The following is a 26927-nucleotide window of genomic DNA, read 5'->3' on the forward strand; positions in this document are numbered from 1 at the left end:
TATATGCCAATTGTACCGACGTATAAAGAACAACAAGTTAGCTCTTCACCTCTACCAAATAATGGCCTTAATGTTCAATCCAGCCCTGAACATTTTGGCGCTGGTTTGGGGCAAGCTGCGGAGCAATACGCTGGCGTGTTTGCCGAAATGAAACAGCGTGCTGATGTAGCCCTATCGCAAGATGGTTTATTACAACTGCAGGAATATTCAGACGACTTGATGAATAACCCTAAAACAGGCTTATACACAAAGCTTGGTCGTAATGCTATGGGGCAGTCCGATGAAACGCTTAATAACATAAATATCAGGGCGAATGAAATATATGCAACATTACCAGAAGGCAAGGCAAGAGAGGATTTCCTAAAACAAAGTAATGTACTTGGTCGCCAGTATCACAATCAGGCGAAAATGTTTGAACTCAGAGAAATTCAATCATTTGAATCAAGTACAAATAATGGGATGGTAGAAGGCAGTATTAAAAAAGCGCAGGATAGTTATAGCGATCCTCAAGCCTTTAACAGCAACATTGCATTAGCAGAGCACAATTACGCTGAGTTCAGCCGTGCACGTGGAGTCAGCGAAGAAGAGATCGCTGTTAATGTAGAAAAAATAAGAAATGGTGCAGCATGGGGCGCAGCTCAAAACTATATGGCCAGCGCACCTATTCAGGCACTTAGTGCTATAGGTGAACCCTCAGACGTTGGCGGCTCTATGCGTGTGCCCGGCAACATGAAAGATAATCGTGGTGGTCGAAATAATAACCCCGGCAACCTGAGAATATCGGATAACATTTGGGATGGTCAAATAGGTGATGATGGTGAGTTTGTTCAATTTGCATCACCTGAGCACGGCGTTAGAGCACTTGGTAAAAACCTAATTACTTATAGAAATAAAGGGTTTGTGACTGTAAATCAAATCATTAATCGCTGGGCGCCAAAGAAAGATAACAACGCCACAGAAGAATATGTAGCGTTCGTATCTCAGCGTATGGGGGTTGATCCTAACGTTCCTATCGATGTAACCAATATTGACACACTAAAAAGCATCACAACCGCAATCATGGCGCAGGAAGGCAAGCACAGCGTTACTGATGATCAGGTTAATACTGGCCTTCAAGCAGCGCTTGGCTTAACTAGATTGCCTGATGTAGATAAAACATTATATCAACCTGAAATACGCAAGGCTCAAGGTGGCGGTTTCCCTTGGTGGCCTATGCTTACACCTGTTCAGCAATATCAGCTTATTAAACAGGGAGAAGCAGCAGAGCATAAGCAAAGACAAGAATATAAATCAGTATTAGATGGCAGGGTAAAAGATGCTGAGGCATTAGCCCTGAGAGGTGAGTCATATAACAATCCTCCATCATTGGATGAGTTTAAGTATGCTTATGGTGAAAACGATGGGATTAAGCAACATGAACAATTTCAAAAAAACATGGAAATGGGAGCTGATATAGCAACGGTTCAGTACCTATCGCCGCAAGCGCAAGCGGCTCTATTGGAATCTAAAAAACCTAAAGGTGATTATGATGCTGCAAATAACTACAAGCGTTACGATACTCTCGTTAGGGCAATTGATGCAGTCAATAAGGTAAGAGCGTCAGATCCTATTCAGTTCAGTATTGATAGGCAGCAAGTAAACCAATTAGATTTTTCCAGCATTCAAAATTTTACAAACTCATTAACTCAGCGTTCAAGTAGTGTTGGTGATATTTCAAAAAACTATCAAACACCATTAACTGTTTTTTCTGCACAAGAAGAAGCGGTGTTATCTCAATTAATGGAAAAAGCGCCAGCTAGCCAAAAAATTGAGTATTTAGATGCTATCAGGCAAGGGCTTAAAAACAATGAAAGCTATACAGCTGCACTGAGGCAAGTTAGTAAGTCTGATACTTCGCTTGCTGTTGCTGGTTTGATAATGAATAAACCGACACAGATCACAAGCCAAAGTAACTGGATTAGTAGCGATATAACTGTTTCTCCTAGTGAGGCCGCACAGCTTATAGTTCAGGGTTCAACAGCAAGAAAAATAGGTAAGGATTTTGTTTTACCTAAAGATACAGAATTACGACCTGAGTTCGCTGATTTTGTAGGAGATGCATTTGCTGGTGATGTTGACGGTGCTAACAGTGCGTATGAGGTAGCAAAAGATACTTATGCAGGAATGATGGCGAAAAAAGGAGTTCTTGACGGTGAGTATGATGCTGACACTTGGAAGCAAGCAATGACAATAGCAACGGGTGGTATCTATGACTATAACGGCATGGGTAAAGTGATGCTTCCTTGGGGAATGGATAGTGACCGTTTTGATAGAGAAGTAATAAGTAATTGGAATGATATAGCATCAAAAGTTGGTCGCCAGACTAATGAAAGATTTGGCCTGCAAAGCTTTGGGGATAGTCAGTATCTGATAAAGCAAGGTTCAAGTTATCTACGCTATAAAGACGGAAATCCTGTGATTATTGATCTATCTAAAGAGAAGATAAGGGATCTGCCATTATGAGTTATTTCGGACTAAATAAAGTAACATCGAATCAACAGTTAGATGATGCAGTAAGAAGCCCTTCAATAGATGATTCGGCAGGTTTTTTTGATGGTGCTTTTACATCTATATATACGGGATTGTATTCGGGTTTAATAGCTAAGCCTGAGCAGGCGTTATGGGGGATCATGGATACTGTCGTTTCCCCTATAGCCAGAGAGGTAAATGAACAATTTGATATCAATGATACTTCTGAGCAGTTTATACAGGAGCAAAGAAAAAATGCTGAGAAGCAGGTTAGGAGCCTAACACCTGATAGGGCAACAACTGGAACAGCAGGGCAAGTTATGTTTAGCCTATTTGATATAGGGGGTGAGGCTTTAACAGGTGCCTTAGTGGGTGGCCCATTAGGTGGAGCAATGCTAGTTGGTGGGGTTCAAGGTTTTTCTGATTATGAGAAGCTTAGGGCTGATGGTGTTGATAAAAACACCGCAATTAACAAAGCTACAGGTGAGGGGCTATTTGCTGGCTTGGGCGTATTAACTCCAATGACGTTAGGTTTTAAAGGTGGTGGTATTTTAGCTGAAAGCATAGGCGCTCAGTTAACTGCAAGGGGTGGAACCATTTCATCATTAGCAGGTACAGCATCAAGAGCCACTCCAGATATTGTATACGCATCAGGCTCTAATATTGCCATGGGAATGGCGCAGCGTGGCTTTGCCTCACAGATATTAAAAGAGCGCGGTTATAATCAATTGGCATCACAGTATGATGTTTATGATAAGCAGGCAATTGCCATTGATGGAGTTCTCGGTGTTGCTTTTGGCGGCTTAGGCAGGTATATAAATAGCCGTGGCGAAAATGTACCGTTACCTGAGTTTGATACTCCCCATGTAGATGCCGCTTTAACAGCTAATCAGCAATTACATTTAGAAGCTGATCTCCCCCCTGGTATTCCAATCAATGCCATGTCGCTAGATGGTCATTTAGCAGCAATGAATAAGGCGATGAATGACTTGTCTCAAGGAAACCCTGTTGACATTGGTAGCATTTTAGACGGTGCAGAATTTCTTGTTCATAGGCCGCGCTCTTTAATCGATACGTCTATACGTGAAGCAGTAGGCATTATTGATGAAGGTTCATCTTTATCACTAGCCAAAAATACTGAATTGAACGAGTTGGCCAGTCAGTTACTTAATCGCGGTGAGCGTGAAAATCTAACTAGTTCAATTCATGATTTAAATTATCGAATTGATGAAAAAACCAGTGAGATTAATTCGTTAGCAAATACAGAACCTAAAGGAAGCGGCAAGCAATTATCTAATGCTAGAAAAAATAAACTGGCTGAGTTACGCAGATTAGACAATGAATTAACTAATCTAAAGAATGAGTTAAAGGTAAAGCAAGGTGCTATATCTGATAGCTTATCTGGTGGGCGTTTTTATGAAGCTAAAGCTGAATTATCAAGAAGGCAGTTAGCCGAAGAACAATCAGATAATGCACTAGTAAATTATTATGCAACACCAAAGCCTAGAAATAAGGCTCAAATTTTATCTGATGAAGTCAATAAAACGGAATCAATGATCACTGGCAAGGCTGAGAATAGCGATATTGATTTCAAATCAGCCGAACTAGCTTTGAAAAATAACCCTAATTTAGAAATTGATTTTCTTGATGATTCTGGAAATGCATCAAAAGTTAAAGCTTCTGATTTATATAACGAAGCGGTTAGGCAGGCAGAAGAAGCCAAACATGATGCCAGTTTATTTGAAGTTGCTGTTAGTTGTTTTCTTAGAGGATAAAAATTATGCGTACAGCCTGTATTGAAGCCATACAAAATGCATCAAAACGTCAATTAACAGCAAGAGAAGTGCAAAATATAGAGGACAGGATTATTAGTAGCATGAGAAATTTAGCTAGAAACGATCCTGCCTCATGGCGTCTATTAAGTGAATCTGAGCGTTTACAAAGAGCAGGGCAGATGGCGGCCTCTGAACTGCAACGAGAAGCAGATCTAAAACAACGTAGAGTAGCTTTGACAATAGCAGCTAGGCAACGGCTTGATGAGCATATTAATAATTTCCAAGGTAGTAAGTTAGAAGCGTTAAATAGAACCATAGCCTTTAGCGCTGATGGTAAAAGTAATTTTATGTCTGTGGAAACAAGAGCTAAGGCAACTATTAATTATGCGTTAAGCCAATTACAGGAAGCGTTCGAAGCGGTTGACCCAAAATTCTTTCAGTTGTTTGAAGATCAGAACGGTGTTCGTGATTTGATTTATGAAATGAAGGGGCAGGACACAAGGAATGTAAGAGCTAAAAAAGGTGCTGCAGCATGGCATAATGTAACAAGCATGCTTAGAAATAGTTTCAATCGTGCTGGTGGTGATATAGGCCACCTTGAAGATTGGGGGTTGCCTCAAAGCCACTCTATGCAACGCGTAGGAAAAGTTACGCAAGATAAATGGGTGTCAGATGTTATAGGTAAACTAGACCGCAATAAATACATAAAGGAAGATGGTTCCGTTATGAATGATGCAGAATTAAAACAATTTTTAGATTCTGCTTATGAGACCATTGCTACTGGTGGGTTAAACAAAATTAATGATCGTCCTATTGGTGTTTCAGGAATGAGAGCGAATAGGGGAAATGCTTCAAGGCAAATACACTTTAAAGATGCTGGATCATATTTAGAGTACCAGCAGCTTTATGGCGAAAAGTCTCTTTGGGATATTATGGTAGGGCATATTGAAGGGATCAGTAAAGATATTGGGCTTATAGAAACTTATGGTCCAAATCCTGATCATGTTTTCCAAAGTTTATTGAATGAAGTAACTGAAATTGAAGTCAAAGGAACACCATCTAAAGCGGGTAAACTAAAGCGCTTAAGAGATGGCACTGAAAATTTATATAACTTTATATCAGGTAAAACAACACCAGTTGCTAATGTTCATATAGCTAAATTTTTCGATGACTTAAGAAATATATTAATCGCTAGTCGGTTAGGTTCTGCTTTGCTGTCTTCATTTTCTGACTTAGGCACTATGTATTTAACTGCCAAGGTTAATAACTTACCTTCCGCACAATTATTGAAGAACCAATTAGCTGCATTAAACCCGGCAAATAAAGATGAATTAAGGCTAGCGCGTAGAGCTGGTTTATCTATGGAGACATTACTAGGAAGTATTAACCGTTGGGCTAATGATAACATGGGGCCTTCTTTCGCCCGTTGGTCAGCAAATGCGGTAATGCGTGCTAGTGGTTTAAGTGCATGGTCTGATGCTCATAAGCGTGCATTCGGCGTTACCATGATGGGAAGTATTGGTGATGTAGTAAACCGACATGCAGATATAAAAAGCATTGGCGAGCATGATTTAGCGATCATGAAAAGTAAAGGTATTACAGAAACTGATTGGACTATATGGAGATTGGCTGAGCAAGAAGATTGGGGTAATGGCAATAATACAATGCTGACACCTGAGAGTACTATGCATATTCCAAATGAACGATTAATTGAGTTCGGCAACCCTGAACGTGTCAAATTTGAGGCAGCTAGAAAATTATTAGGCGCTGTTACAGAAGAAGTTGACATGGCTGTTATATCACCCGGGGCAAGAGAAAGAATGATGATCGGTGCTGGTTTGCAGCGAGGTGACTGGAAAGGTGAGCTAGTAAGAAGCGTTTTTTTATTTAAGTCCTTCCCTATTTCTGTTGTTATGCGACATTGGAAAAGAGCTTTAGGTATGCAATCAGCTGGTGGTAGAGTTGCATACCTTGCCGCATTTATAGCGGGGACTACAGTATTAGGTGCTATATCTCAACAAATAAATGACATTTCGTCAGGTAGAAACCCCAAAGATATGGCGGATGAAAACTGGCACAAGTTTTGGCTTAATGCTCTACTTAAAGGCGGAGGGCTAGGCTTGTATGGTGATTTCTTATTATCAGATCATACCAAGTATGGCTCGGATGCATTTGCTTCTTTATTGGGGCCTGTTGCTGGTGTAGTCGATGACGCAATTAAATTAGCGCAAGGAATACCATTAAATGCAGTCGAAGGAAAGCCAGAGCAAACAGGTGGGGATACTGTGAAATTTATTAAAGGCTTAATACCCGGTCAAAACCTATGGTATACAAAAGCAGCATTGGATCATATGGTATTTAACCAACTGCAGGAATACTTTTCACCGGGCTATTTACGTAGAATGGAAAAGCGTTCGAAGAAAGAGTTTAATCAAACGTACTGGTGGCGACCTCAGGATATGACTCCTTAAAGGTGATAATATGTACTCATTAGAATTTATAATTTCATGGATAAAAGGTATGGGAATTCTTCGTATTATATTAACTTTAGCTAACGTATCAATTGCTTTTTTATGTTTTTACTTGCTGATAGATATAGGTTTTTTTACATATAAATATTATAACCAAGAGAAGGCATTCATATGCATTACGCTATTTTTTATATCGGCGTTGAATTTATTTTATGTAATAAAAACAAAAAATAATTTTAGTGAAAGTAAATCATCGCTAATTTCTCTATGGTTAAAAAGAAAGCGATTAGAAAACGAAGCCAAAATAAAAGAACTAGAAAAGTGATACAAAAAGCCCCTAGCAAGGGGCTTCGTTATATTAAAATACTGGTTTTGACTGAGTTAAAATATAGTCAGCGTGTGCCTCAATACTGGCCAGTCGCTTTTGACATTCACGAATAGTGTGAGCCATTACCTCAACTTCACGGAACGCGCCAGAAACAGCGTGGCCATTTTCAGCGAGTTCGATTAGTAACGCATATATCTGTAGTTTCTTAGATACGTTATTGTAGGAGTCACTTGTTAATATTGGCAGCATGTCTGAAGGCATAACGTTTTCATTTGTGTAATGGTACTGATGCTTCCTCATTGCACTCATGATCATTGGTATGCACTTCTCAGCAATTTCATTAGCAGCGTTTGCCTCGGCATTTTTTTTGCTGCGTATTGCATCCCTTGCGCCTAGTGTTGTTTCTACACCAGTGCCAACTAAATCAGCTAGCGTAGCGTTATCACTTTTAGGGTCATACTTACCCGTTTTGCGAATAGATGGAAGTATTTCATTGGTTACCCATTTTCTAAAGCGGTAGGGTAGTGAACCTTTAGTCACAGCATCACGGCAACGAAGGATTAAAGTATATAAGCCTGATTCAGATATAAGTTTAACTTTTCTATTTTGTTTCACTGAGTTAGAGCTGGTGTAAGTTAAGCTTACGTCAGCTATTTCATCATCATCTAGGGCTTTTAGTGCCATTCTTGAATTGGTTAATCGGAGGGTGTCGCAAATATCTTTAGCAATGAACCAAGGTTCACCTTTAATAGATACAGCTCTAACTTGTGTGGATGCTTCGAAATTAAATGATAACGGGCTTAATTGATTTGTCATGATGTTCACCATAGTAGGTTAGGTTAACACCACCGCAGAGACCAATCTGTTGGGTGGTGAACTGTACGAGGTTGGTCTTACCGGACATCATGACGCATTAACCGGCGCATCTTTCGATGCCCCCGTACAGCCCACCATTGAATAGATGTGACTGTACAAACAAAAAAACCGCAATCGCGGTATGTGCGACAAGATGTTTTAAGCAGGAGACCAATCCCGACACCAGATTTTGCTGGTGTATATTCACTATGGCGCAAAATTTAGAAGATGTAAATTACCAAATTGTTTATGTATTATCAATTAATAAATATAAAAGATAAACAAATTTGGAGTTTCGTTTTAGTTAAGTAATGTTTATTATCAAAAAATAATAAATGCAAACAAGGAGTAGTTATGAGTAGTGATGAAGAAGGCAAAGGGCGAATAGCTCTAATGAGGAGAATAGGAACTAAAATCGTTATAGAAGCAGCTAAAAAGGTTACAGGGTATGAAATTTTAGAGGATATATACGATACAGTAGCTGATGAGTTTAGAGACATTTATCAAGGAATAAAACGAGATAAAATCTACAATTTTTACATGGGAATAGAAGAGCTTAGCGAAGATAAAATTGTACTAAGTTCAGATAATTTTGCATTTTTAATTCAAAAGTTAATGGAAGATGACGAGGTTGGAAAGGCTAAAATATATTCAAGACTTGTGGTTAATATCTCAAATAGCAATTATGAAGAGGAAGATAGGATAAATTTTATATCTATTCTTAGTAAGTTATCAAGCTATGAGTTAGAACTTGCTAGAAAATATTATATTTATGGTAATTATGACTTGGTTGGGTATGAATATAGACATAACCAATTGGAAACTTTACATGAGCCCATTGACGGCCAATTATTACGATATACAAATGGTCTAGTTTTCAATGGGTTAATTTATAATTCTAATGATAGAGCATCTAAAAAAGGCTATTACATTAACACTGATACCCTTAATCAGTTTGTACGATTAATTTTTGATGAAAGTGAACTGAAAGCAGAATCCATCGATGAGGTGGAAAAAGAAAGGTATGATATTTTAGCTGAAGAAGACCGGCTCATTAGAGGGGACAGAGGGGTTAGATTCACGTCATTAATGAACGATAAAGGTCTAACTATAAAAATTGCGAGCAAAAAAAATATTAATGAGTATCTATACTATGCTGAACACTTCATAACTGGAATAGATGAATTCGATAGTAATAGGAACATTCAGTATCATCGTCTGATGTTTTTTTATGATTATGATTCACTTAAGACTCATCGATCAACGGGAAAAATGGGAGTATTAGCAGAAAACAAAATTGAGATTAAAAATATAAATGATAATAAACAAGTGATAAATTTTCTAACTAATTTTGCCAATAATATTATTGGAATGAAAAAATTGAAAGATAACCAGAAGTAAAGTTACAATCACCAAAAGCACCTATACGAAGGTGCTTTAAATTACCTTAAACGATTATTTGTTTAACTCATTTGCTATATATTCAATATGCGTCTTGATGTTCTCTTTAACCTTCAAGCTCAGATTTATGTAATTCATCATTGCTGTAATTTCAATGAGTGCTGCGCTCACGTCACATCCTTCGCTATCCAGTTTTCTCAGTAGTTCTTCTACATTCGACTTACTCATCAACTCCTTTATTCCAGTTTCGGTATTAACTTTTTCTGCATAGTTATCGGGTGCTGGGAAATTAATTACATCTTTCATATTAACTACCTATGTGATTTAAGGAGCTTATACAGTAACTGATAAATCATTACCTACGTTTATCTTTTTATGTTTAAAAGTAAACAATATTCCGTTAATGAATTTTAATGGCTATCATACACCAACGTAACCGAGTGGAGAATAGCCATGACTGTTTCAACTGAAATCAGCAGTAATGAATATACAGGAAACGGTGTAACAACCGATTTTGATTATAAGTTCAGGATTTTTAAAGCAAACCAATTGAGTGTTATTACGTCAGATGCTGACGGGGATAACGTTGTAACCTTGCGATTAGGCACTGACTACACAGTAACAGGCGCTAATAAGTCGGCTGGTGGAAAAGTGATATTAACCAGGCCACTTGCCAACGGGCTCAAAATTAGCATTGCCCGTGACATTCCAATCACACAAGAAACCTCATTCCGCAATCAAAGTAAGTTCTTTGCTGAAACGCACGAGGATGCATTTGATTACTTGACCATGATTGTACAGCGCATATGGGGAAGCCTTGGATCGCTGTACTTAAAGCGCCCCAACATTCTAGCTAACTGGTTTGACGCCAAAGGTTATCGCATTGCTAACCTTGGTAATCCTAAGCGTGATAGTGATGCGGTAGATTTAGGTACGCTGAAAGATGAAGTAAATGGTGTTAACGGCACGATATTGAAACGTGAAAAACGTTTATTGCGTGTTGATGATATGGATATTTCTGCCTTTCCAAAAGCAACAGAACGTAGAAATAAACAGATAGGCTTTGATAACTCGGGAATGCCTACATTGTTAGATCCTGCCGAAACAGGTGCTCTAGGTTATGTATTGGTTGATTCGTTTGAGGAAGGGGCATTAATAACTAGTCGATATCAGGCTCTACATTTTAAATCACAAGGTGAGTTTTACCGTTGGGATGGCGGCCTGCCAAAACCAGTATTAGCAGGATCAACCCCTCAGTCAACTGGCGGCATCGGTAAAGGCGCATGGGTTAGTGTTGGTGATGCTAGCCTGCGAAACAGCTTGGGTAAAATAGTAAAAACATATTTATCAGTAACAGAAATGCTGTTAGATGTTAAATCAAGAGCCATCGCGGAGGGCGAGGTTTTTCGCTGGCAAGGTTATTACTCTCAGTCTGACGGTGGAAGTAATTGGGGCGTTGTAAAGAAAGGCGCTCATATTGAAGATGGTGGAGCTATTTTCTCGATTGACAATAACACGTATGTTGAGGCTAATTTTGGTCGCTCGGTCTACACAAAAAAATTCGGTTTGCGCGGTGATGGAAGCATTGAGACTGCGCAGTTAAAAAAGTTATTTTCGTTTGTCAGAAACACGGGCAAGAAAATAACAGCTAAAGAAGGAGAGGTATATAACTGCGATGATTATTTGATGCTTGAAAATGCACATATTGATTTCGGCAGAGCGACATTAAAATTTAGCATCGTTGGCAATAGCTCAAACTTACAAACAAAGTTTATCGCTAATGTTAAAAATATCACATTGGAGCAAGCTGGAACCCCTGTAGGAGAATTGGGTTTGGCGGGTCAGCGCCTGTTATTCGCACTTTCACCTAAAAATTGTGAGCATAAGAACATCACGTTTAAGTGCGGTGACTTTGGTCATGCACCCTACAATATCATTGGTGCGGCAGATAATTTCAAGTTCTCTAACATTACCTTTGATGATGGTAATTGGGCGATGGGCGCGATTATTCATTGGGCGACAAAGCGTGATGAGAATGCTGAAAATTATTTGACTGACTTAGACTGGAGTCTGGCAAGTATAGAAAATCCAACTATTCATCCAAAAAACATCAATATTAGTAATTTGAAATATGGTGATATTACAGGCGGGGGTAACCTTGCAAGTCTATTATTTATTAGTGGAGCCTACAATGTGACCGCAACCAATATCCTTGGCAGGATGGCAAACCGCTGTGTTACGGTTATTGCAGGTGATTTTGCGAATGAATTCGCGGCTGATGAAGAAAAAGCGCTCATCGGGACTGGAATAAAAATCACCTCACCAACTTTACGTAATGCACGCAAACGCGGGATTTCCATTGACGGCTCAGGACTCTACACAAAAAACAAAATTGATATGGACGTGACCATTGAGAGCCCCAATATTACCACCCTAAAATCTGAAGGGGCAGCGGAGTATGGTGCGTTTATCGAACACGTCAGACGTCCCAAAATCATCGGGGGTAAAATTAGTGGCTTCCCTGTCAATGTACTGCTTCGAAATGGTGTTAAAGGGTTTGATTTAGATGGGACTGAGATATCGAGGGCGGAGCGTGCGGGTATCATTTCTGCGGTGACAGATATTGATACCCACGGTAAGAATGCCAATATCCATATTCGATTTGCTTGGGTGCATAGCAACAACTTATCGAATGTTCAACTTCCTGATAATTCAGGTATACGCTTTGGTGAAACCCTCGATTCAATGGTTTCATTCTGTCGATTCGGCGACCCTTCATCAGAAACTGAATATCAGCACCATTCAGTTTACATTAAAGATACGTGTGACAATGTTAAGGTGACAGGAACACATACATATAAAGCGGGCAGTGATTCTGCAATTTCGGCTGAGCTAGTGACGCAATATAAAAATAATCTCTATGAAAGTGGTAATACATCAGAAACGTTATTTACGACAAACCCAGTCGGTCACGTTTTTTATGAAACGAAGCCACCGGAAAATAGAAAGTTTATCGCGAATTTAGCTAATCCACCGCTAACGGGAACATGGAAAAAAGGCGATGAGGTTGTATTTAGAGACCCTGTTGCGGCGGGAGGTTTTATGGGAGCTGTTTGTACAGCCTCTGGAACGCCTGGTGTGTGGAAAAAGCATGGAGCACTGGTTTAGGTTTTTCTTATAAGGTTTTTTGTTTATCTTTTTATGCTGTAGTATCATGGTTATTTCTCAACCATGGTGCTACACATGAATGAAAATGAGGCGGCAGTAACAGGCTTAGGCCTTACATCATTTCTAAGCTACTTTTCAGGCTTGCCCCCAGAGGTTGTAATGGGGGCTATCCTTGGCGCTATTTACTTTACTACAGCAGCAACAGAATTTTCTTTAGCAACTCGTTCAGTCTTAGCATTACTCAGCTTAGCAGCTGGTTTATTATTCTTTAGCCCTTTCGCTACCATCTTTGTTTCAATGACTGGCCTAATCGGCGTTAAACCTGATGCGTATAACGTTGATAGTCTTGATGCTCTTGGGGCATTCGTCGCATCTCTTCTCTCTGTAAAACTAAGTATCAAACTGTACAAGAAAGCTGATATTCCGAAAGGAGGTAACGGCCATGACGTACGATAAATTCATGCTTATCACTAATGCGTTTGTTTGTTTAGTTATGTTCTTCCGTACGCTTTATTTTGTAAGGGGTGATAAGGGATACAGTAGGCTAGGGAGCTGGCTAGCTTATGCATTTCTAGGGTACTCAATATCAGTACCAGTCTACTCCTATCTCGATCCTAGCTATCAAGCAGGTTTACAGAACTTAATTCCCAATATTTTCCTTTGTGCTGCGCTGTTTGCTAAGCGCGGCAATGTCATGCAGTTAATTAAAAAAGTGGGGTGACCTAGTGGATAAACAACAAATCTTTAAAGATGGTTATGTGAATTCTGGTGCTCGTGGGATTCGAAATAACAATCCGGGTAACATTCGTCATGGATCATCAAAATGGCAAGGTTTAGCATCTGTACAGAAAGACGATAAATTTTGTACGTTCATTGATGTGTATTATGGGGTTAGGGCATTAATGAAACTATTGCAGACTTACGGAAGACAAAAAGGTAAGCCTAACATTGGTTGCGACAAGATTGATACAGTTGAGGAAATTATCGAGCGGTGGGCGCCATCGTCAGATAATAATCACACGGAGAACTACATTAAACGTGTTTGTAAGGAAACAGGTTTTGAGCGCCATGAGTGCTTAAATCTTCACGATAAATCAACGTCAATTAAAATGGCTAAAGCTATTGTTCATGTTGAAAATGGTCAGCAGCCGTACGTTGATGATGTATTTGAACGTGCATTTGCACTGATCTAGGTGATGCCATGAATAAAGTGATTACAGCTTTAATCGCTTTGGCTCTCTCATTTGCCGCTGGTTTTATGACTAGCGGCATTTTTTCTGATAACCAGCAAATGACAAAACAGATTGCAGGGCAACAGGAAGATGAGAAAGACCTAGCGTTTAACATCGACCAGCGCAAGCAGGCAGACGAAGAACAACAAAACAGGGTGGTGATATACAATGAACAGAAAGAACGTGCTACGATGCGCACAGACGATTTGCTTAAGCGTGTTCTTAATCACTTTGACAGCGTGCAGTTCGAAACCAGTGCCACGGAAACAAAAACTGATGGTACCGATAACGCCAATACCTGCAGAGCTGAGAGAGCAAAGGCCAGTGAACTTTCTCGACAACTACGAAGCACACTTGAAGTCTATGGGCGTGAGTCTAATCGTGCCGATGAAAACACAAGGGCCCTTAATTTATGCATTATCGACTTAGCAGCAAAAGAAAAATTACTCGAATCGTATCGATAGATAACTGTACAAATATTGTTCACTTTTCATTATGACGGTATTGGTGACGGTATCATAACCCACTAGGTTAATTCTGTTTTATATAAATCAATTGGTTACGTTACGTGTAAACAATTGAGTGGGAATAATCCCCCAATAAGAATTAGCTGGCACTGGCTGGCAAAATAACAACTTAAGCCCATGTAAAAGTGGGCTTTTTTGTTTTTTAGTCTTTAATAGCATTCGATTTAATCGAGCACATTAGTGAACACTTAAATTTGAAGTGCCGAAAGGATTATTGCTTCCATTTTTTCAGGGGTAGTGAATGGTGCGAAGCGTTTGAGCGGTTTACCGTCACGCCCGATCAAGAATTTAGTAAAGTTCCACTTGATCCGCCCACCCATTAGACCTGGTAGCTCGTTTTTCAGGTAACGGAATATCGGGTGAGCTGAGCTCCCATTAACGTCGACTTTTTCGAATATTGGAAAGCTCACTTCGTAGTTAATAAAGCAGGTCTGCGCGATTTCCTCAGCGCTACCGGGTTCTTGTTTGCCAAACTGATTACAGGGGAAACCAAGCACCACAAAGCCCTGAGGAGCATATTTCTTGTAGAGTGATTCTAAGCCGTTGTATTGTGGTGTAAAACCACAATGACTGGCGGTATTAACGACGAGAACCACCTTATCAGCGTAGTCTTTCATAGAGATAAGTTGCCCGCCGAGACTTGTCGCTGCTAATTGATGAAAGGGGGCCATAGTAGGATCCTTAGAATAGAGCTAATCGACATAAGCCAATATCGCCGATGATTGTGTGGTAGGTCTGAAGTCTTTTACCTGGCTATCTTGGCAAATTCTAAAGGTAAAAACAACATACTGGCTGTTCTCCCATTGATTGAAATATTAGATATTAGCCCTTTGCTTTAATCCCGCTATAAACATTCGCTGGCTAAATAATGGTATCAGCCCGTGTCAAAGTGGAGGGAGCTTATGGCATCAGCAACCTCTCATGTTCCTTTGCAACTAACTCATTCAAAAAATCAGCGACAACCCTGATCCTTCGTGAGTGAGCGAGATCAGAGTGAATGACTAGCCAAATAGGTTGGTCACAGCCTATATTATCTTGTAGGCAAATCAGTCCCATCTTTTGGGCAATGAAATGCGGCAAAACAGCCATGCCAATACCCGCTTGGACTGCGCTAAATTGTGCTGACATCGTACTGGTAGTGAGCCGGCAAGCTCTTCCTCTTAGCGTTTTTTCTAACCATTGTGCTGATTGGAGGTGCTGCTGTGCTTCCGACCAACCGATAAAATCATCTTGTTCTAGAGAGCTCAATCTGTCTGGATTTGGTCTACGCTGTAAATAACTCTCTGAGGCGTAAAGGCCAAACCCCAATGTGCCTAATTTACGAATACGCACATTACCGCGTTCAGGCCGAACCATACGCAGTGCAATATCCGCATCACGCCTGTGTAAATTCACTGTCGACACCCCAGTTACAATTTCAATTGTGAGATTAGGGTTCACGTTGGTTAGTGAAGGCAGAGCAGGGATGATTAGATGATCGGCTAAGCCTTGAGCGGTAGCTAAACAAACATGGCCCATCACGCTTTCGCTTTTTCTCCGCGCGGCATTGCCAAATGCATAACCCGCCTGTTCTAAGGCTTCAGCCTGAGAAATTAATGCATTTCCTTCATCGGTAAGCTTGTAACCAAGCTGGTCTCGAGTGAATAGCCGAACATGTAATGCCTCTTCTAGGCGTTCTAAACGCCGAGATGTGGTTGCAATTCCAAGTTTCAATGCTTTAGATGCAGCACTTAGCGTGCCTTCTCGAGCAATCGCTAACAATACTCTGACATCATCCCAATTTGAATGCTGTCTATCGTTTTGTTTTCCATTATTGGAGAATGGATTGCTTTCATTAGTCATATAAATCTCCATTTATGGAAAATATACTGAAAAACATAAAATAAACCAAGGGAGAGCGATAATGAAAAAACGTATTTTGGGTAATGGACTTGAAGTCTCGGCAATTGGACTCGGTTGTATGGGGATGAGCGAGTTCTATGGGCCGCAAGATGATCAGGCTGCCATGGTTGTGCTACAAAAAGCTATCGAACTAGGCTGTACGATGCTGGATACTGCGGATACTTATGGCAATTTTCATAACGAAGAGTTGATTGGGCATTTTCTTAAACAAGTAGGTTCTGATGTTAAAATCGCGACAAAGTGCGGTATTGTTCGCCGACCAGGTGAATATGAGAGAAGGATTGATAATAGTCCAGAATATATACGCAGCGCCTGTGAAAGCTCTCTTCGTCGATTAGGTGTTGAATGTATTGATTTGTATTATATCCATCGTCTAGATCCCTCTGCATCAATAGAGACGACAATGCACACGCTGGCGGGGTTAGTTGCTGAAGGGAAAATTGCTCACATTGGGTTGTCTGAGGTGAGTGCGGCAACCCTTAGAAGGGCACACGCAGTTTATCCTGTTACTGCAATCCAAACTGAGTATTCGCTTTGGACGCGTGATGTTGAAACGGAAATATTGCCAACTTGCCAAGAATTAGGGATTGGTTTTGTACCTTATTCCCCGTTAGGACGTGGATTCTTAACAGGGCGCTTTAATGCCGAAAGTAGGTTCGAGAGCGATGATGCACGTAATACGCTACCACGTTTCACATCAGAGAACCTTAGAGCTAATCGCACATTAGCTGACTTTATCGTGCAGATGGCAAGTAACAAGTCATGTTCACCTGCTCAAATTTCACTGGCCTGGTTGCTAGCTCAAGGAGATAACATTGTACCAATACCAGGAACGAATAAAGTTAAACACCTTGAAGATAACTTTGCTGCCGCTGATATTGACCTAACATCGGAGGATTTACTGCAAATAACACAAGCGCTAGAAAGCTTTCAACCTGTGGGTTCCCGTTATACTGCTGAAGGAATGAAAGGTGTTAATGTGTAAGGTAAGCATCATTTTGTAGAGTAATAGAGTTGCCCTGTGCTGTCATATTCTGTGAATGTTATTTGGCAACAATAATTGAGGTATCAGTTTTTTACTGGTGCCTTTTTTTATTAGTACCAAAGACGTTAGAAAAAATAGGTATACCATTATAGGAATTTATTTAGGAAAAGGGGCCTCTATGTATGGGGTTAGATACTTTTGTATCTTACAACTGCTTTATCGAGGGTAAAGCAACAGAGCTTCCCGTTCCTAGGGAATAGCTCATGAAGATGATGAGAGATATTTTTATTGTCAAAGCTTACCCGTAAAAAAGCGCCTGTAATTTACAGACGCTTTTGCTTTTCACTCAATTCTAAAATTAGAACTGATACACTAACCCTAAACCAAGTACGTTATCGGTATTCACTTTGTAGTGGTCAGTAAAATCATTATCGTTTAACAAGTTGATTTTATAGTCGATGACAGCACTTAGGTTTTTATTAAAGTCATAAGCTGAGCCGATGGCGATATAATTTACTAATTCTTTATCTCCAAAGCTGCCTAAGTTTTTACCTTTGGAATAGTTATAGCCAATTGATGGGGTTAAACCGAAGTCAAAAGAATATAGGGCAACCACTTCCAAGTTCTGAGTTTTATTTGCTACTGACTCCATATTATCATTACCAAAACGGCTCATATTAAGCGTTTGGCCATACATGACTGCGAAATAGAGATCTTCGTATTCAAATTTTCCCCCTACGTTCCAAGCTTCAGCGCGTTTACCAGTCGCACTGCTAGTTGTGGCATCTTTTTGCTTTGGTGTACGGGAAGATGAGGAGTAACCACCACCGAGGGAAATACCATAACCTAATTCATAAGCTGTAGATAAACCAAAACCATCGCCGTTATCGGTTAATTCATCACCGGATGACAGGTTTTGTTCACCATTTTTCCCCTGATACTGTAATGCAAAGCTTAAACCATCAATGTAACCAAAGGCATTATTATTGCGATAAGTGAGTAAATTACGGTTACGGCTTAGCATGTAGTTATCTTCTTGAACCATCGTATCCGCTCCCCAGAGAGGTAATACGTCTGTCCAAGCATTGGTATCATAAATAACACCATAATTGCGGCCATAATCAAGGGAGCCGTAATCTGCAAATTTTAAGCCTGCATAAGCTAAACGATTACTATTTTCTTCAGTTGATTCTGATTGGTTAGTTTTAGTTTCCCATTCAAAACGTCCAAAACCAATGAGTTGGTCGGTGATTTGTGTGTCACCTTTTAGCCCCAGTCTGACACGTGAGTCATCACCATCTTCGCCACTACGGCTTTTGGCAATATGATGGCGAACATCGATTTGCCCATACACATCAAGCTTATTACCATCTTTATTGTACATTTCAGCGGAGTTAGCAATATTAGCAATAAGTAGTGTTGGAATAATGAGTGCGAGTAATTTGTACTTCATAACATAGCCTTATGGATTGAGTGATATTTAGCAATAGTTCCTAATTGATAGTTATTATCATTTAAGCATTTTAATTCGCCAAATAAAAAATGTAACAAAATTAAATATTAGTGAAACAATACGGCTAACTTATTAAATAATAAAAATAATTTAATTTATGGTGATTTCAACCAAATGTTTTATTTTTAGAAAATCAAAATCAATGTGATGAAAGAGTCATGTTTATGTATAAATGATTTTTTATGCATAAATCGTGAATTATTACTTGTTTGAAATGCTAAGGTTGGTATTATTTAGAACCTATACAAATTTTGTCTATATCAACCCAGAACCCTAAAAATAATATCTTGGTAGAAATCACTAGATATAAGGAATAATACGTGGCTTTACGTTTGAAGTATCTGGCATTACTCCCTTTATTGGTTGCTGCGACAGCTTGTCAGCAACCAAATAATATCAAAACACCAGTAGAAACTTATGCGACACAAAACCAACCTGTGGTGGTTAATAACGCATGGATTGAAATATCACGTGGTGCATTAGATTTTAATATCAAAAAAGTACAAAACCTGCTGGGAGATAAGTCTTCTCTGTGCGCTGTTTTGAAAGGGGATGCCTATGGACATGACCTTTCTTTAGTTACGCCAATAATGATTGAAAATAATGTGCAATGTATTGGGGTAACAAATAACCAAGAGCTTAAAACCGTGAGAGACTTAGGTTTTAAAGGCCGCTTAATGCGAGTGAGAAGTGCGACAGAACAAGAAATGGCTCAGGCCACACAATATGAGACAGAAGAGTTAATTGGTAATTTAGCAATGGCGCAGCGCTTGAATGCGATTGCGAAAAAACAAAATAAAGTGATCCCCATCCACCTTGCGCTAAACTCGGCAGGGATGTCCCGTAATGGGCTAGACGTCAGTAGTGCATCTGGCTTAGATGAAGCAAAACAGATCGCGGAGTTATCACAATTAAAAATCGTGGGCATTATGTCTCATTATCCAGAAGAGGATGAAGCTCAGATCCGTAAAGACCTTGCGAAATTCAAGAAAGAGTCTCAACAAGTCTTGAATGTGACAGGGTTAAAACGTGAAGACATTACATTACATGTCGCGAATACTTATGCAACTATTACCGTACCAGAATCATGGTTGGATATGGTACGTGTAGGTGGTATTTTCTACGGTGATACCGTTGCGACAAATGACTATAAACGCGTGATGACGCTGAAATCGAACATTGCCTCTGTCAATCATTATCCGAAAGGTAATACAGTGGGTTATGATAGAACCTATACCTTGAAGCGTGATTCTGTATTAGCCAATATCCCTGTAGGTTATGCAGATGGCTATCGCCGTGTATTTAGCAATGCGGGACATGCATTAATTAATGGCCAGACAGTTCCTGTTTTAGGAAAAACATCAATGAATACGGTCATGGTTGATGTTACTGATTTAAAATACGTTAGCCCGGGAGATGAAGTTGTATTTTTTGGCAAACAAGGTCATGCTGAAATTACGGCCGAAGAGGTTGAAGACATCAGCGGTGCATTATTTACCGAAATGTCAATTTTGTGGGGTGCAACCAATAAACGTATCTTAGTTGATTAGGTTAATTTTTAATTCCGTATATTTTAACCCGCAATAATTGCGGGTTTTTTTATCCTAAATGTCTCTTCGGATTTTATCCAATATGTCGATAAAATGCGGTTTAGGGGAATGACTATCGAAACTTATAAGCTGATATGTTAGGTTGGTAGAGTCTTTTTTGAGCGGATTGACTCAGAAGGAAAATAAAAGAATTAGAAGGATATCATTTATGTATCAAGTTGATTTACATGCGCATACCATTGCCAGCACCCATGCATATAGCACTGTTAATGAATATTTTGCTGAAGCCGCAAGTCGAGGTGTGAAACTCTTTGCGATTACCGACCACGGCCCTGAAATGCAAGATGCTCCACATGAATGGCACTTTGGTAATATGCCTATCTTACCGAGAATTGTTGATGGCGTTGGTTTATTGTACGGTATTGAAGCGAATATAAAAAACAAGTTGGGTGAGACAGACTGCAATGAAAAGATTGCTCGTCATTTGGATATTATTTTAGCTGGTTTCCATGAACCGGTTCTTGAACCCCAAAGTTTAGCTGATAATACAGAAGCTATGATTGCCACGATCCGTAGCGGTAAAGTGCAAATAATTACCCATCCGGGAAATCCCAAATATCCCATTGATATTAAAGCGGTAGCACAAGCTGCGAAAGATTGTAATGTGGCTTTGGAAATGAATAACTCCTCATTCTTGCATTCAAGAGTGGGTAGTCAAAAGAATTGTTTAGAAATAGCAAAGGCCGTTAAAGAAACTGGCGGGTGGGTAGCATTAGGTTCGGACTCGCATTTTGCTGGGTATCTCGGCCGTTTTGACAGCGTAGTTGAAATGTTGGAATCAATTGATTTTCCGCAATCACAAATTTTAAATGTTACTCCACGCCGTGTATTGGATTTTTTAGAGTCCCATGGGCGTAAGCCTATCCCTGAATTTGCTGATTTTTAATAGTTATTCAGTTATTCAACATTGCGTTCTTAAAGACAGTCAATATTAGGTATAATAAAGCCACAAAAGGTTAGTGGCTTTTAATTCAAGTTATATTGAAAGTTATAATTCAATTTCCATTTGAACACAATTTAACTCGACTTGAGCAAGAGAAGAGTAGTAGCTAGCATGCTTAATCGAAGTAAATCCATGTTTCTGATAAAAGCGTTCCGCATTCGGTGATGAATCTAATACCAATTTTTTAATATTTCGCTTTTTGGCTTCAGCTTTAATAGCATCTAATATTAAGCCCGCAGCTCCGCAGCCAGTGTACTGTGGTAAAGTAAATATGGCATCAACACTGTTAGCCTCTAGATTAAGATAGCCAGTTGCAACGGGTTCATCATTTTTATTTACCGCGACAAAGAATGGGTTATTCCTCACAATACGTATATAACTTACTGGCATTTCATCAGGTGTCCAGGCGCTGATCGTTTTTGCGTCAAAACTCGTTGTACAACCATGGCGAATGGCTTGGTTGCGTATAAACCAAAGATGTTCAGCTTCATCGGGAGTTGCTAACCTAATTTTCATCATGATACACCTGCTAATGTTTTTTTATTTCTTTCATAGAACAAAAAGTGCAGTTAAAAAGCAATATATATAACAGAAAGAAAACTAATTTGAATATGGTATACTCACCCTTATTTTTAAATCAGTGACTTTTATGAATTATCAATGCCCCCTCTGCTTTACACCACTTAACTTTATGCATAACAGCTATCGCTGCGCAGAAAATCACCAGTTCGATTGTGCGAAAGAGGGTTACGTTAATTTGTTGCCCGTACAACATAAACGGTCTAAAGACCCCGGTGATAATGCTGAAATGATGCAAGCACGTAGACAATTTCTTGATGCAGGACATTACCACCCGATGCGTGAAAAGGTGGCAGAAAAAATTATTCAGTTTATTCCACCATCTAATACTAGTTTGTTAGATATTGGTTGTGGGGAAGGGTATTACACAGACTATTTCTCTCGGGAACTTGTAAAACATTTTGAAAAATATACGGTTCTGGGCTTAGATGTTTCGAAAGTGGCGGTTCGCTATGCGGCGAAACGGTATAAATCCGTTCGTTTTTGCGTCGGTACAAGCCATCGCTTGCCATTCTCAAATAACAGCTTAGGTGGAGTTGTCCGAATTTACGCACCCTGCAAAGCACAAGAATTAAGCCGTGTATTAGTTTCTAAAGGTATGTTAATTACTGTTACGCCTGCGGCAGAGCATCTGCAAGAATTAAAAGCGTTAATTTACGATGAGGTTAAGTTACATCCAACTAAAGATGAAGATTTACCAAATTTTTCGCTAATAGATAGTTGCCAATTAAATTATAAAATGGCACTGACAGGGCAAGAAGCTTATGAATTGTTGATGATGACCCCATTTGCTTGGCGTGCATCAGAACAGGTCAAAGAGAATCTGCAACAAGCTGAAGTGAAAGAATATACGGCTGATTTTTTAATTCGCGTTTATCAATCTGATGCAGAGTAAGGTTACTGCCCCCATATAAGGGGGCACAAAAACTAATGGGCATACATAAATAATTCGAGGTGCTCAAATAAAATATTAAAACCAATACCTATTAGAACCAACCCACCGATAATTTCTGCTTTTTTTCCGAGTAATGGGCCAACATAGCGGCCAATCATCATACCAATAGTTGCCATAATCATTGTCATTAAGCCGATAGTCATTGCAGTATGAACGATATCCACTTGCAAGAAAGCTAAACCTAGACCGATAGCCATTGCATCAAGGCTGGTGGCTATCGCAGAAAAGATAAGGTTTGTTGAGCTATGACTAGAAGGTTTAGAACAGCATTCTTCATCTTTTGTTTTAATACTCTGCCAGATCATTCTAGCACCTAAAACAAATAATAAACCAAATGCAATCCAATGATCCCAACGGATAACATATTGGCTAGCTAGGATCCCGATACCCCAACCAATAATCGGTGTAATGGCTTCAATAAAACCAAAAATAAAACCAGTACGGAGAATTTCTCTAAAGCGGGGTTTATGAAGTACGGCGCCTTTACAAATAGCAACAGCGAAGGCGTCCATTGATAGGGCAAGGGCTAAGATAAGGGTAGCATAGAAACTCATAATAGAACCTCGGTTGGGTGATTCCATATACACATAAATTACCCCCAACCAAAAGGCTTATTTATGTGTCTATGGTCTTGCCAACCGAATTTTGGTGTCCGCACCACGTTTGAAACCAAACGAGTATGTTGATACGGACTTTCTGGTCTTATATATGAAACCAGAACAGGCTACTCCCCAATGACGTGGAAAGAAAGATACCATATTTTATATTAAAGGCAACACTTAATTAATTGTGGATATTAAATGTTATTGAGAATTATTATCAATAAGGATATTGACAAAAACAAGGTTAATTAAATTTATAATTAACCTTGTTTTTAGTGATAATATAAAACTTATTTACTTATGATTAATAAGGAATTCATAAATTCTTTGTAAATCATCAAGATGTGAAACTTGGATGTTAATTTTCTTTTTTTCCAAACCTATTATTAATACACCGTCTTCGGATAAGTTCATTGTTTTTATTCTGTCATATAATATAAATGCATTGGCAAAATAAAAACCATTCTGTTTAAAGAATAGCTTAGGTGTTCTTATAAACGCCAAATAGATTGACATAAAAATAGTAATCAATAATAAGTAAGTGGTTAATAAATTACCATGGCGTACAATATTTGTATAAATAACGATACAAATTAGAACAATAAAAATAATAGCATCGGCCCGATGTTTTCGTTTTAGATTAATTTTTAATAATGTTTTACCCTTTAGCAAATGCTGAATGAATTCATCATAAATTGCATAAACAAGCATGATCAAAATGATTATAGCAAGAATGGCATCATTGAAGGTCATTTGTGAACCCTTGGATAAGTGAACATAATGCAGAGCTTAAAATTAAAAAAGGGAGGCTGCAACCTCCCAATTCAAATAATGGTGGAAAATTATGGTGCTAAGAAGTTTAACCAAGCACCAAGGATACCCAAACCAAAGAAGCCGATAATAATCCACAATGCGTTAACTTTACGACGTAACAGCCACATACAGGCGAAGGTTAGCAATAGTGGTACTAAACCTGGCATGAGTTGATCAAGGATCATTTGGACGGTGGTAATATCTTCAGCACCTGTTGTTGGGTTTTTGATCCGCGACACTTCAAGTGGAATATTGACATGTGTCCATTTATTGACCAAGGCTCCCATAACAAATAAACCGAGAATTGATGCTCCTTCGGTTAGTTTTTGTAGGAAACCGCCACCAATGTCTTGAACAATATCAATCCCTTTTTTGTAGCCATATGAAACACCATAATAAAGGGTTAATAAACGTACAAGATTAAACAAAACAAAGAACAGAAGAGGGCCAAGTAAGCTACCCGTCATTGCGATACCTGCACCGAGAGCCGCAAATACTGGGCGAACAGTTCCCCAGAAAATTGGGTCACCAACACCGGCTAATGGGCCCATTAGACCGACTTTGATACCATTTATTGCACCGTCATCAATGTCTGCACCATTGGCACGTTGCTCTTCCATTGCCATTGTGACACCCAAAACAGGCGCTGCAACATACGGATGTGTATTAAAGAATTCAAGATGGCGCTTAATGGCTTGTTTTCTATCATCATTATTTTCAGGATAAAGACGACGAATAACGGGAACCATTGAATAGCAGAAGCCTAGGGCTTGCATACGCTCAAAGTTCCAAGAACCTTGCAATAGGTTAGACCGTAAGAATACGCCGCGAATATCGCTTTGTGTAAGCTTTTTAGCCGTTGGCTTAGTGATATCTACCATTATACGTTCCTCCTAGTCTAGCTCATTATCAAGGTTGTTATTGCTACTATTTCCTTGGGTAACAACAGTTTGCGATTTATTGTATTTTGGACTGAGTTGGATATATAAAATAGCCATAACAGTACCGATAACCCCAAGAGCAACCAGGTTGAAGTCAGTAAATGCCGCGGTAACAAAGCCTAAGTAGAAGAACGGCATTAAGTAGCCTGCACGCATCATATTGATAACCATCGCATAACCGACAACAACAATCATACCACCAGCAATATTCAGGCCGTCAGTAACAACTTGCGGGATAGAATCCAACATTTGTTGTACTTCTGATGTACCAACAGAAATGGCGACAATTAACGCAGGTATTGCGATACGCATGGCTTGCAGTAATAAAGCTGAGATATGGATAAAGCCAATTGCAGTTAGATTACCATTGAGGGCGGCTTTATCAGCAGCATGTTGGAATGCAACCGTTACAGTACGAACAATAATGGTTAATACTTGTCCCGCTGCTGCGAGTGGGATGGCGATGGCAATACCTGCACCAATGCTTTGACCACCAGCAATAACGAGAATCGTTGAAATGATAGAAGCTAAAGCGGCATCAGGTGCAACGGCAGCACCGATATTCATCCACCCAAGTGCGATCATTTCTAATGTACCGCCGATGATGATACCCGTTTTCATATCTCCCAAAACAATACCTATAAGCGTACAGGCAATGAGAGGACGGTGAAATTGGAATTCATCAAGGATTGATCCCATCCCCGCGATACACGCGACGATGAAGACCATTACTATTTGAACAACGGTAAGTTCCATTGTTTAATCTCCTGTAACCAAAAGTTTTAAAATCTGTTTTGAGTAATGGATTAAAATTAATATAAAAAATGGCTATAAAAATTATTTTTTGAGCTTATTAATCAAGTCCATCATATAAACTTTGCTATCTGATGAGACTTTCCTAACTTCAAGTTCAATCTTTTTGTCGTTCAAATAATTAAATGCATCAATGTCTTCTTGGTTGATAGAAACGGCATTTGTGACCATTGTTTTGCCATCATGGTATGCCATTCCACCAATATTAACGGACTTGACGTCAACACCTTCTTCGACGATACGCTTAACATCAGTTGGATTAGTGAAAAGCAACATAACGCGCTCACCAGCGTATTTCGGGTTATTGTAAACGCGAATACATTTAGCAACATCGACAACATGTGCAGTGACACCTGGTGGTGCGACTTGTTTTAACAATGTAGAGCGAACTTGGTCTTTTGCTACGTCATCACTGACCACAATAATGCGCTTAACTTGGGTTTCTTTCGTCCAGCGTGTTGCGACTTGCCCGTGAATTAATCTGTCATCAATACGAGCAAGTGCGATTACCATATGTTCACCGGGGCCGGCTTTCACTGGTGCAGGGGCAGGAGTACTCGAGACTACAGGAGCAGGTTCAGCTTCAGCTTCAACTTCTTTGAATTTAAATGAACGAACACCACCACGACCCGTTTCTAGGGCGACAGTGATAAGTTCATTCATTGATGGGTTATCGTCACGGCACATGAATGTTTCAACTAACATTGGAACATTTACACCCGTGATAATGTCATAATTATCATGTTCATTAACAATGCGACTAGCCGCGTTAAATGGACTGCCTCCCCATGTATCAACAAGGAATAAGACACCCTTTGATGTATCTAAATCAGTTAGCTTTTGGGTGTACTTATCAAATAGGGTATCTGCGTTTTCCCCAGGGATAAAATCAATAAACGACACATTATCTTGTTCGCCTATTAACATTTCGGTTGTTCGAAGAAGCTGCTCTGCAGCGACTCCGTGTGTACCAATCATAATAGCTATACTCACTATTTTTCCCTCA

General features: G+C 39.5%; 25 protein-coding genes and 1 riboswitch. Of the genes, 14 read left to right on the forward strand and 11 right to left on the reverse strand.

The genetic code is table 11. The features are described 5' to 3' along the window. The first annotated feature begins 3 nt into the window (after positions 1–3). The 4 genes from PZ638_RS09830 to PZ638_RS09845 are packed head-to-tail and all read left to right on the forward strand — an operon-like array spanning position 4 to position 7079. The gene (locus tag PZ638_RS09830; protein WP_275612159.1) at positions 4–2502 is read left to right on the forward strand and encodes a hypothetical protein; all 2499 of its coding nucleotides are present in this window, start codon (positions 4–6) and stop codon (positions 2500–2502) included. After that, positions 2499–4283, forward strand: coding sequence for a MotE family protein (locus tag PZ638_RS09835; RefSeq protein ID WP_275612160.1), 1785 nt, complete (start codon positions 2499–2501; stop codon positions 4281–4283). The genes PZ638_RS09830 and PZ638_RS09835 overlap by 4 nt, the downstream gene beginning before the upstream one ends. Positions 4284–4288: 5 nt before the next feature. Further along, positions 4289–6754: a hypothetical protein gene (locus tag PZ638_RS09840; RefSeq protein WP_275612161.1), complete on the forward strand. Its 2466-nt coding sequence runs from the start codon at positions 4289–4291 to the stop codon at positions 6752–6754. A 10-nt stretch (positions 6755–6764) separates the two neighbouring features. Further along, the gene (locus tag PZ638_RS09845) at positions 6765–7079 is read left to right on the forward strand and encodes a hypothetical protein (RefSeq protein WP_211888068.1); all 315 of its coding nucleotides are present in this window, start codon (positions 6765–6767) and stop codon (positions 7077–7079) included. 33 nt (positions 7080–7112) lie between these two features. On the opposite strand, the gene PZ638_RS09850 is transcribed toward PZ638_RS09845, so the two are convergent. Then, positions 7113–7898 (reverse strand): BRO-N domain-containing protein, encoded by a 786-nt coding sequence (locus tag PZ638_RS09850; protein WP_141173374.1) that lies wholly within the window; start codon positions 7896–7898, stop codon positions 7113–7115. 393 nt (positions 7899–8291) lie between these two features. Between PZ638_RS09850 and PZ638_RS09855 the strand changes: the two genes are divergently transcribed. Next, positions 8292–9338: a hypothetical protein gene (locus PZ638_RS09855; protein ID WP_275612162.1), complete on the forward strand. Its 1047-nt coding sequence runs from the start codon at positions 8292–8294 to the stop codon at positions 9336–9338. 54 nt (positions 9339–9392) lie between these two features. On the opposite strand, the gene PZ638_RS09860 is transcribed toward PZ638_RS09855, so the two are convergent. Further along, the gene (locus PZ638_RS09860) at positions 9393–9644 is read right to left on the reverse strand and encodes a hypothetical protein (RefSeq protein ID WP_006658816.1); all 252 of its coding nucleotides are present in this window, start codon (positions 9642–9644) and stop codon (positions 9393–9395) included. Positions 9645–9791: 147 nt separating this feature from the next. On the opposite strand from PZ638_RS09860, the gene PZ638_RS09865 reads away from it, so the two are divergent. The 5 genes from PZ638_RS09865 (at position 9792) to PZ638_RS09885 (ending at position 14202) form a co-directional block, all read left to right on the forward strand. Next, on the forward strand, positions 9792–12506 hold the full coding sequence (locus PZ638_RS09865) for a tail fiber/spike domain-containing protein (protein WP_275612163.1): 2715 nt from the start codon (positions 9792–9794) through the stop codon (positions 12504–12506). 75 nt (positions 12507–12581) lie between these two features. After that, positions 12582–12962, forward strand: a complete 381-nt coding sequence (locus tag PZ638_RS09870; protein ID WP_272659525.1) for a putative holin — start codon at positions 12582–12584, stop codon at positions 12960–12962. After that, a complete protein-coding gene (locus PZ638_RS09875; RefSeq protein ID WP_275612164.1) occupies positions 12949–13227 on the forward strand; it encodes a phage holin family protein in 279 nt (92 codons plus the stop codon). The genes PZ638_RS09870 and PZ638_RS09875 overlap by 14 nt, the downstream gene beginning before the upstream one ends. A gap of 4 nt (positions 13228–13231) precedes the next feature. Further along, complete coding sequence (locus PZ638_RS09880) at positions 13232–13699, forward strand: structural protein (protein ID WP_232368169.1); 468 nt, start codon at positions 13232–13234, stop codon at positions 13697–13699. An 8-nt stretch (positions 13700–13707) separates the two neighbouring features. Then, on the forward strand, positions 13708–14202 hold the full coding sequence (locus tag PZ638_RS09885) for a hypothetical protein (protein ID WP_275612165.1): 495 nt from the start codon (positions 13708–13710) through the stop codon (positions 14200–14202). A 251-nt stretch (positions 14203–14453) separates the two neighbouring features. Here PZ638_RS09885 and PZ638_RS09890 read toward each other — a convergent pair whose 3' ends face one another. Next, positions 14454–14936 (reverse strand): glutathione peroxidase, encoded by a 483-nt coding sequence (locus tag PZ638_RS09890; RefSeq protein ID WP_004253803.1) that lies wholly within the window; start codon positions 14934–14936, stop codon positions 14454–14456. Positions 14937–15165: 229 nt separating this feature from the next. Then, the gene (locus PZ638_RS09895; protein WP_275612166.1) at positions 15166–16107 is read right to left on the reverse strand and encodes a LysR family transcriptional regulator; all 942 of its coding nucleotides are present in this window, start codon (positions 16105–16107) and stop codon (positions 15166–15168) included. A 61-nt stretch (positions 16108–16168) separates the two neighbouring features. Here PZ638_RS09895 and PZ638_RS09900 point away from each other — a divergent pair, with 61 nt between their 5' ends. Further along, positions 16169–17152: an aldo/keto reductase gene (locus tag PZ638_RS09900; protein ID WP_004253824.1), complete on the forward strand. Its 984-nt coding sequence runs from the start codon at positions 16169–16171 to the stop codon at positions 17150–17152. Positions 17153–17510: 358 nt separating this feature from the next. On the opposite strand, the gene PZ638_RS09905 is transcribed toward PZ638_RS09900, so the two are convergent. Beyond that, on the reverse strand, positions 17511–18605 hold the full coding sequence (locus tag PZ638_RS09905) for a porin (RefSeq protein ID WP_206277650.1): 1095 nt from the start codon (positions 18603–18605) through the stop codon (positions 17511–17513). A gap of 380 nt (positions 18606–18985) precedes the next feature. Here PZ638_RS09905 and alr point away from each other — a divergent pair, with 380 nt between their 5' ends. Beyond that, on the forward strand, positions 18986–20215 hold the full coding sequence (gene alr / locus PZ638_RS09910; RefSeq protein WP_206277651.1) for an alanine racemase: 1230 nt from the start codon (positions 18986–18988) through the stop codon (positions 20213–20215). Between the two features lie 208 nt (positions 20216–20423). Then, a complete protein-coding gene (locus PZ638_RS09915; protein WP_136135439.1) occupies positions 20424–21161 on the forward strand; it encodes a phosphatase in 738 nt (245 codons plus the stop codon). Between the two features lie 102 nt (positions 21162–21263). Here the strand turns inward: PZ638_RS09915 and PZ638_RS09920 are convergent, their stop codons facing one another. After that, positions 21264–21734 carry a GNAT family N-acetyltransferase gene (locus PZ638_RS09920; RefSeq protein ID WP_164456317.1) on the reverse strand — a complete coding sequence of 157 codons (471 nt, stop codon included), beginning with the start codon at positions 21732–21734 and terminating at the stop codon, positions 21264–21266. Between the two features lie 133 nt (positions 21735–21867). Between PZ638_RS09920 and rlmA the strand changes: the two genes are divergently transcribed. Beyond that, positions 21868–22692: a 23S rRNA (guanine(745)-N(1))-methyltransferase gene (gene rlmA, locus PZ638_RS09925; RefSeq protein WP_196725425.1), complete on the forward strand. Its 825-nt coding sequence runs from the start codon at positions 21868–21870 to the stop codon at positions 22690–22692. A gap of 32 nt (positions 22693–22724) precedes the next feature. Here rlmA and mntP read toward each other — a convergent pair whose 3' ends face one another. From mntP to manX, 5 genes are all read right to left on the reverse strand, one after another. After that, positions 22725–23306: a manganese efflux pump MntP gene (mntP, locus tag PZ638_RS09930; protein WP_206277652.1), complete on the reverse strand. Its 582-nt coding sequence runs from the start codon at positions 23304–23306 to the stop codon at positions 22725–22727. Between the two features lie 46 nt (positions 23307–23352). Next, positions 23353–23497, reverse strand: a riboswitch (yybP-ykoY riboswitch). Between the two features lie 151 nt (positions 23498–23648). Further along, positions 23649–24107, reverse strand: coding sequence for a DUF986 family protein (locus PZ638_RS09935; protein WP_004253844.1), 459 nt, complete (start codon positions 24105–24107; stop codon positions 23649–23651). A gap of 89 nt (positions 24108–24196) precedes the next feature. Beyond that, positions 24197–25048, reverse strand: coding sequence for a PTS mannose transporter subunit IID (locus PZ638_RS09940; RefSeq protein WP_004253848.1), 852 nt, complete (start codon positions 25046–25048; stop codon positions 24197–24199). A 12-nt stretch (positions 25049–25060) separates the two neighbouring features. Then, complete coding sequence (locus tag PZ638_RS09945; protein ID WP_004253851.1) at positions 25061–25864, reverse strand: PTS mannose/fructose/sorbose transporter subunit IIC; 804 nt, start codon at positions 25862–25864, stop codon at positions 25061–25063. 81 nt (positions 25865–25945) lie between these two features. Then, on the reverse strand, positions 25946–26914 hold the full coding sequence (manX, locus tag PZ638_RS09950) for a PTS mannose transporter subunit IIAB (RefSeq protein ID WP_206277966.1): 969 nt from the start codon (positions 26912–26914) through the stop codon (positions 25946–25948). Between the last annotated feature and the right edge of the window lie 13 nt (positions 26915–26927).

The organism is Providencia hangzhouensis (genome assembly GCF_029193595.2).
Classification (GTDB): domain Bacteria; phylum Pseudomonadota; class Gammaproteobacteria; order Enterobacterales; family Enterobacteriaceae; genus Providencia; species Providencia hangzhouensis.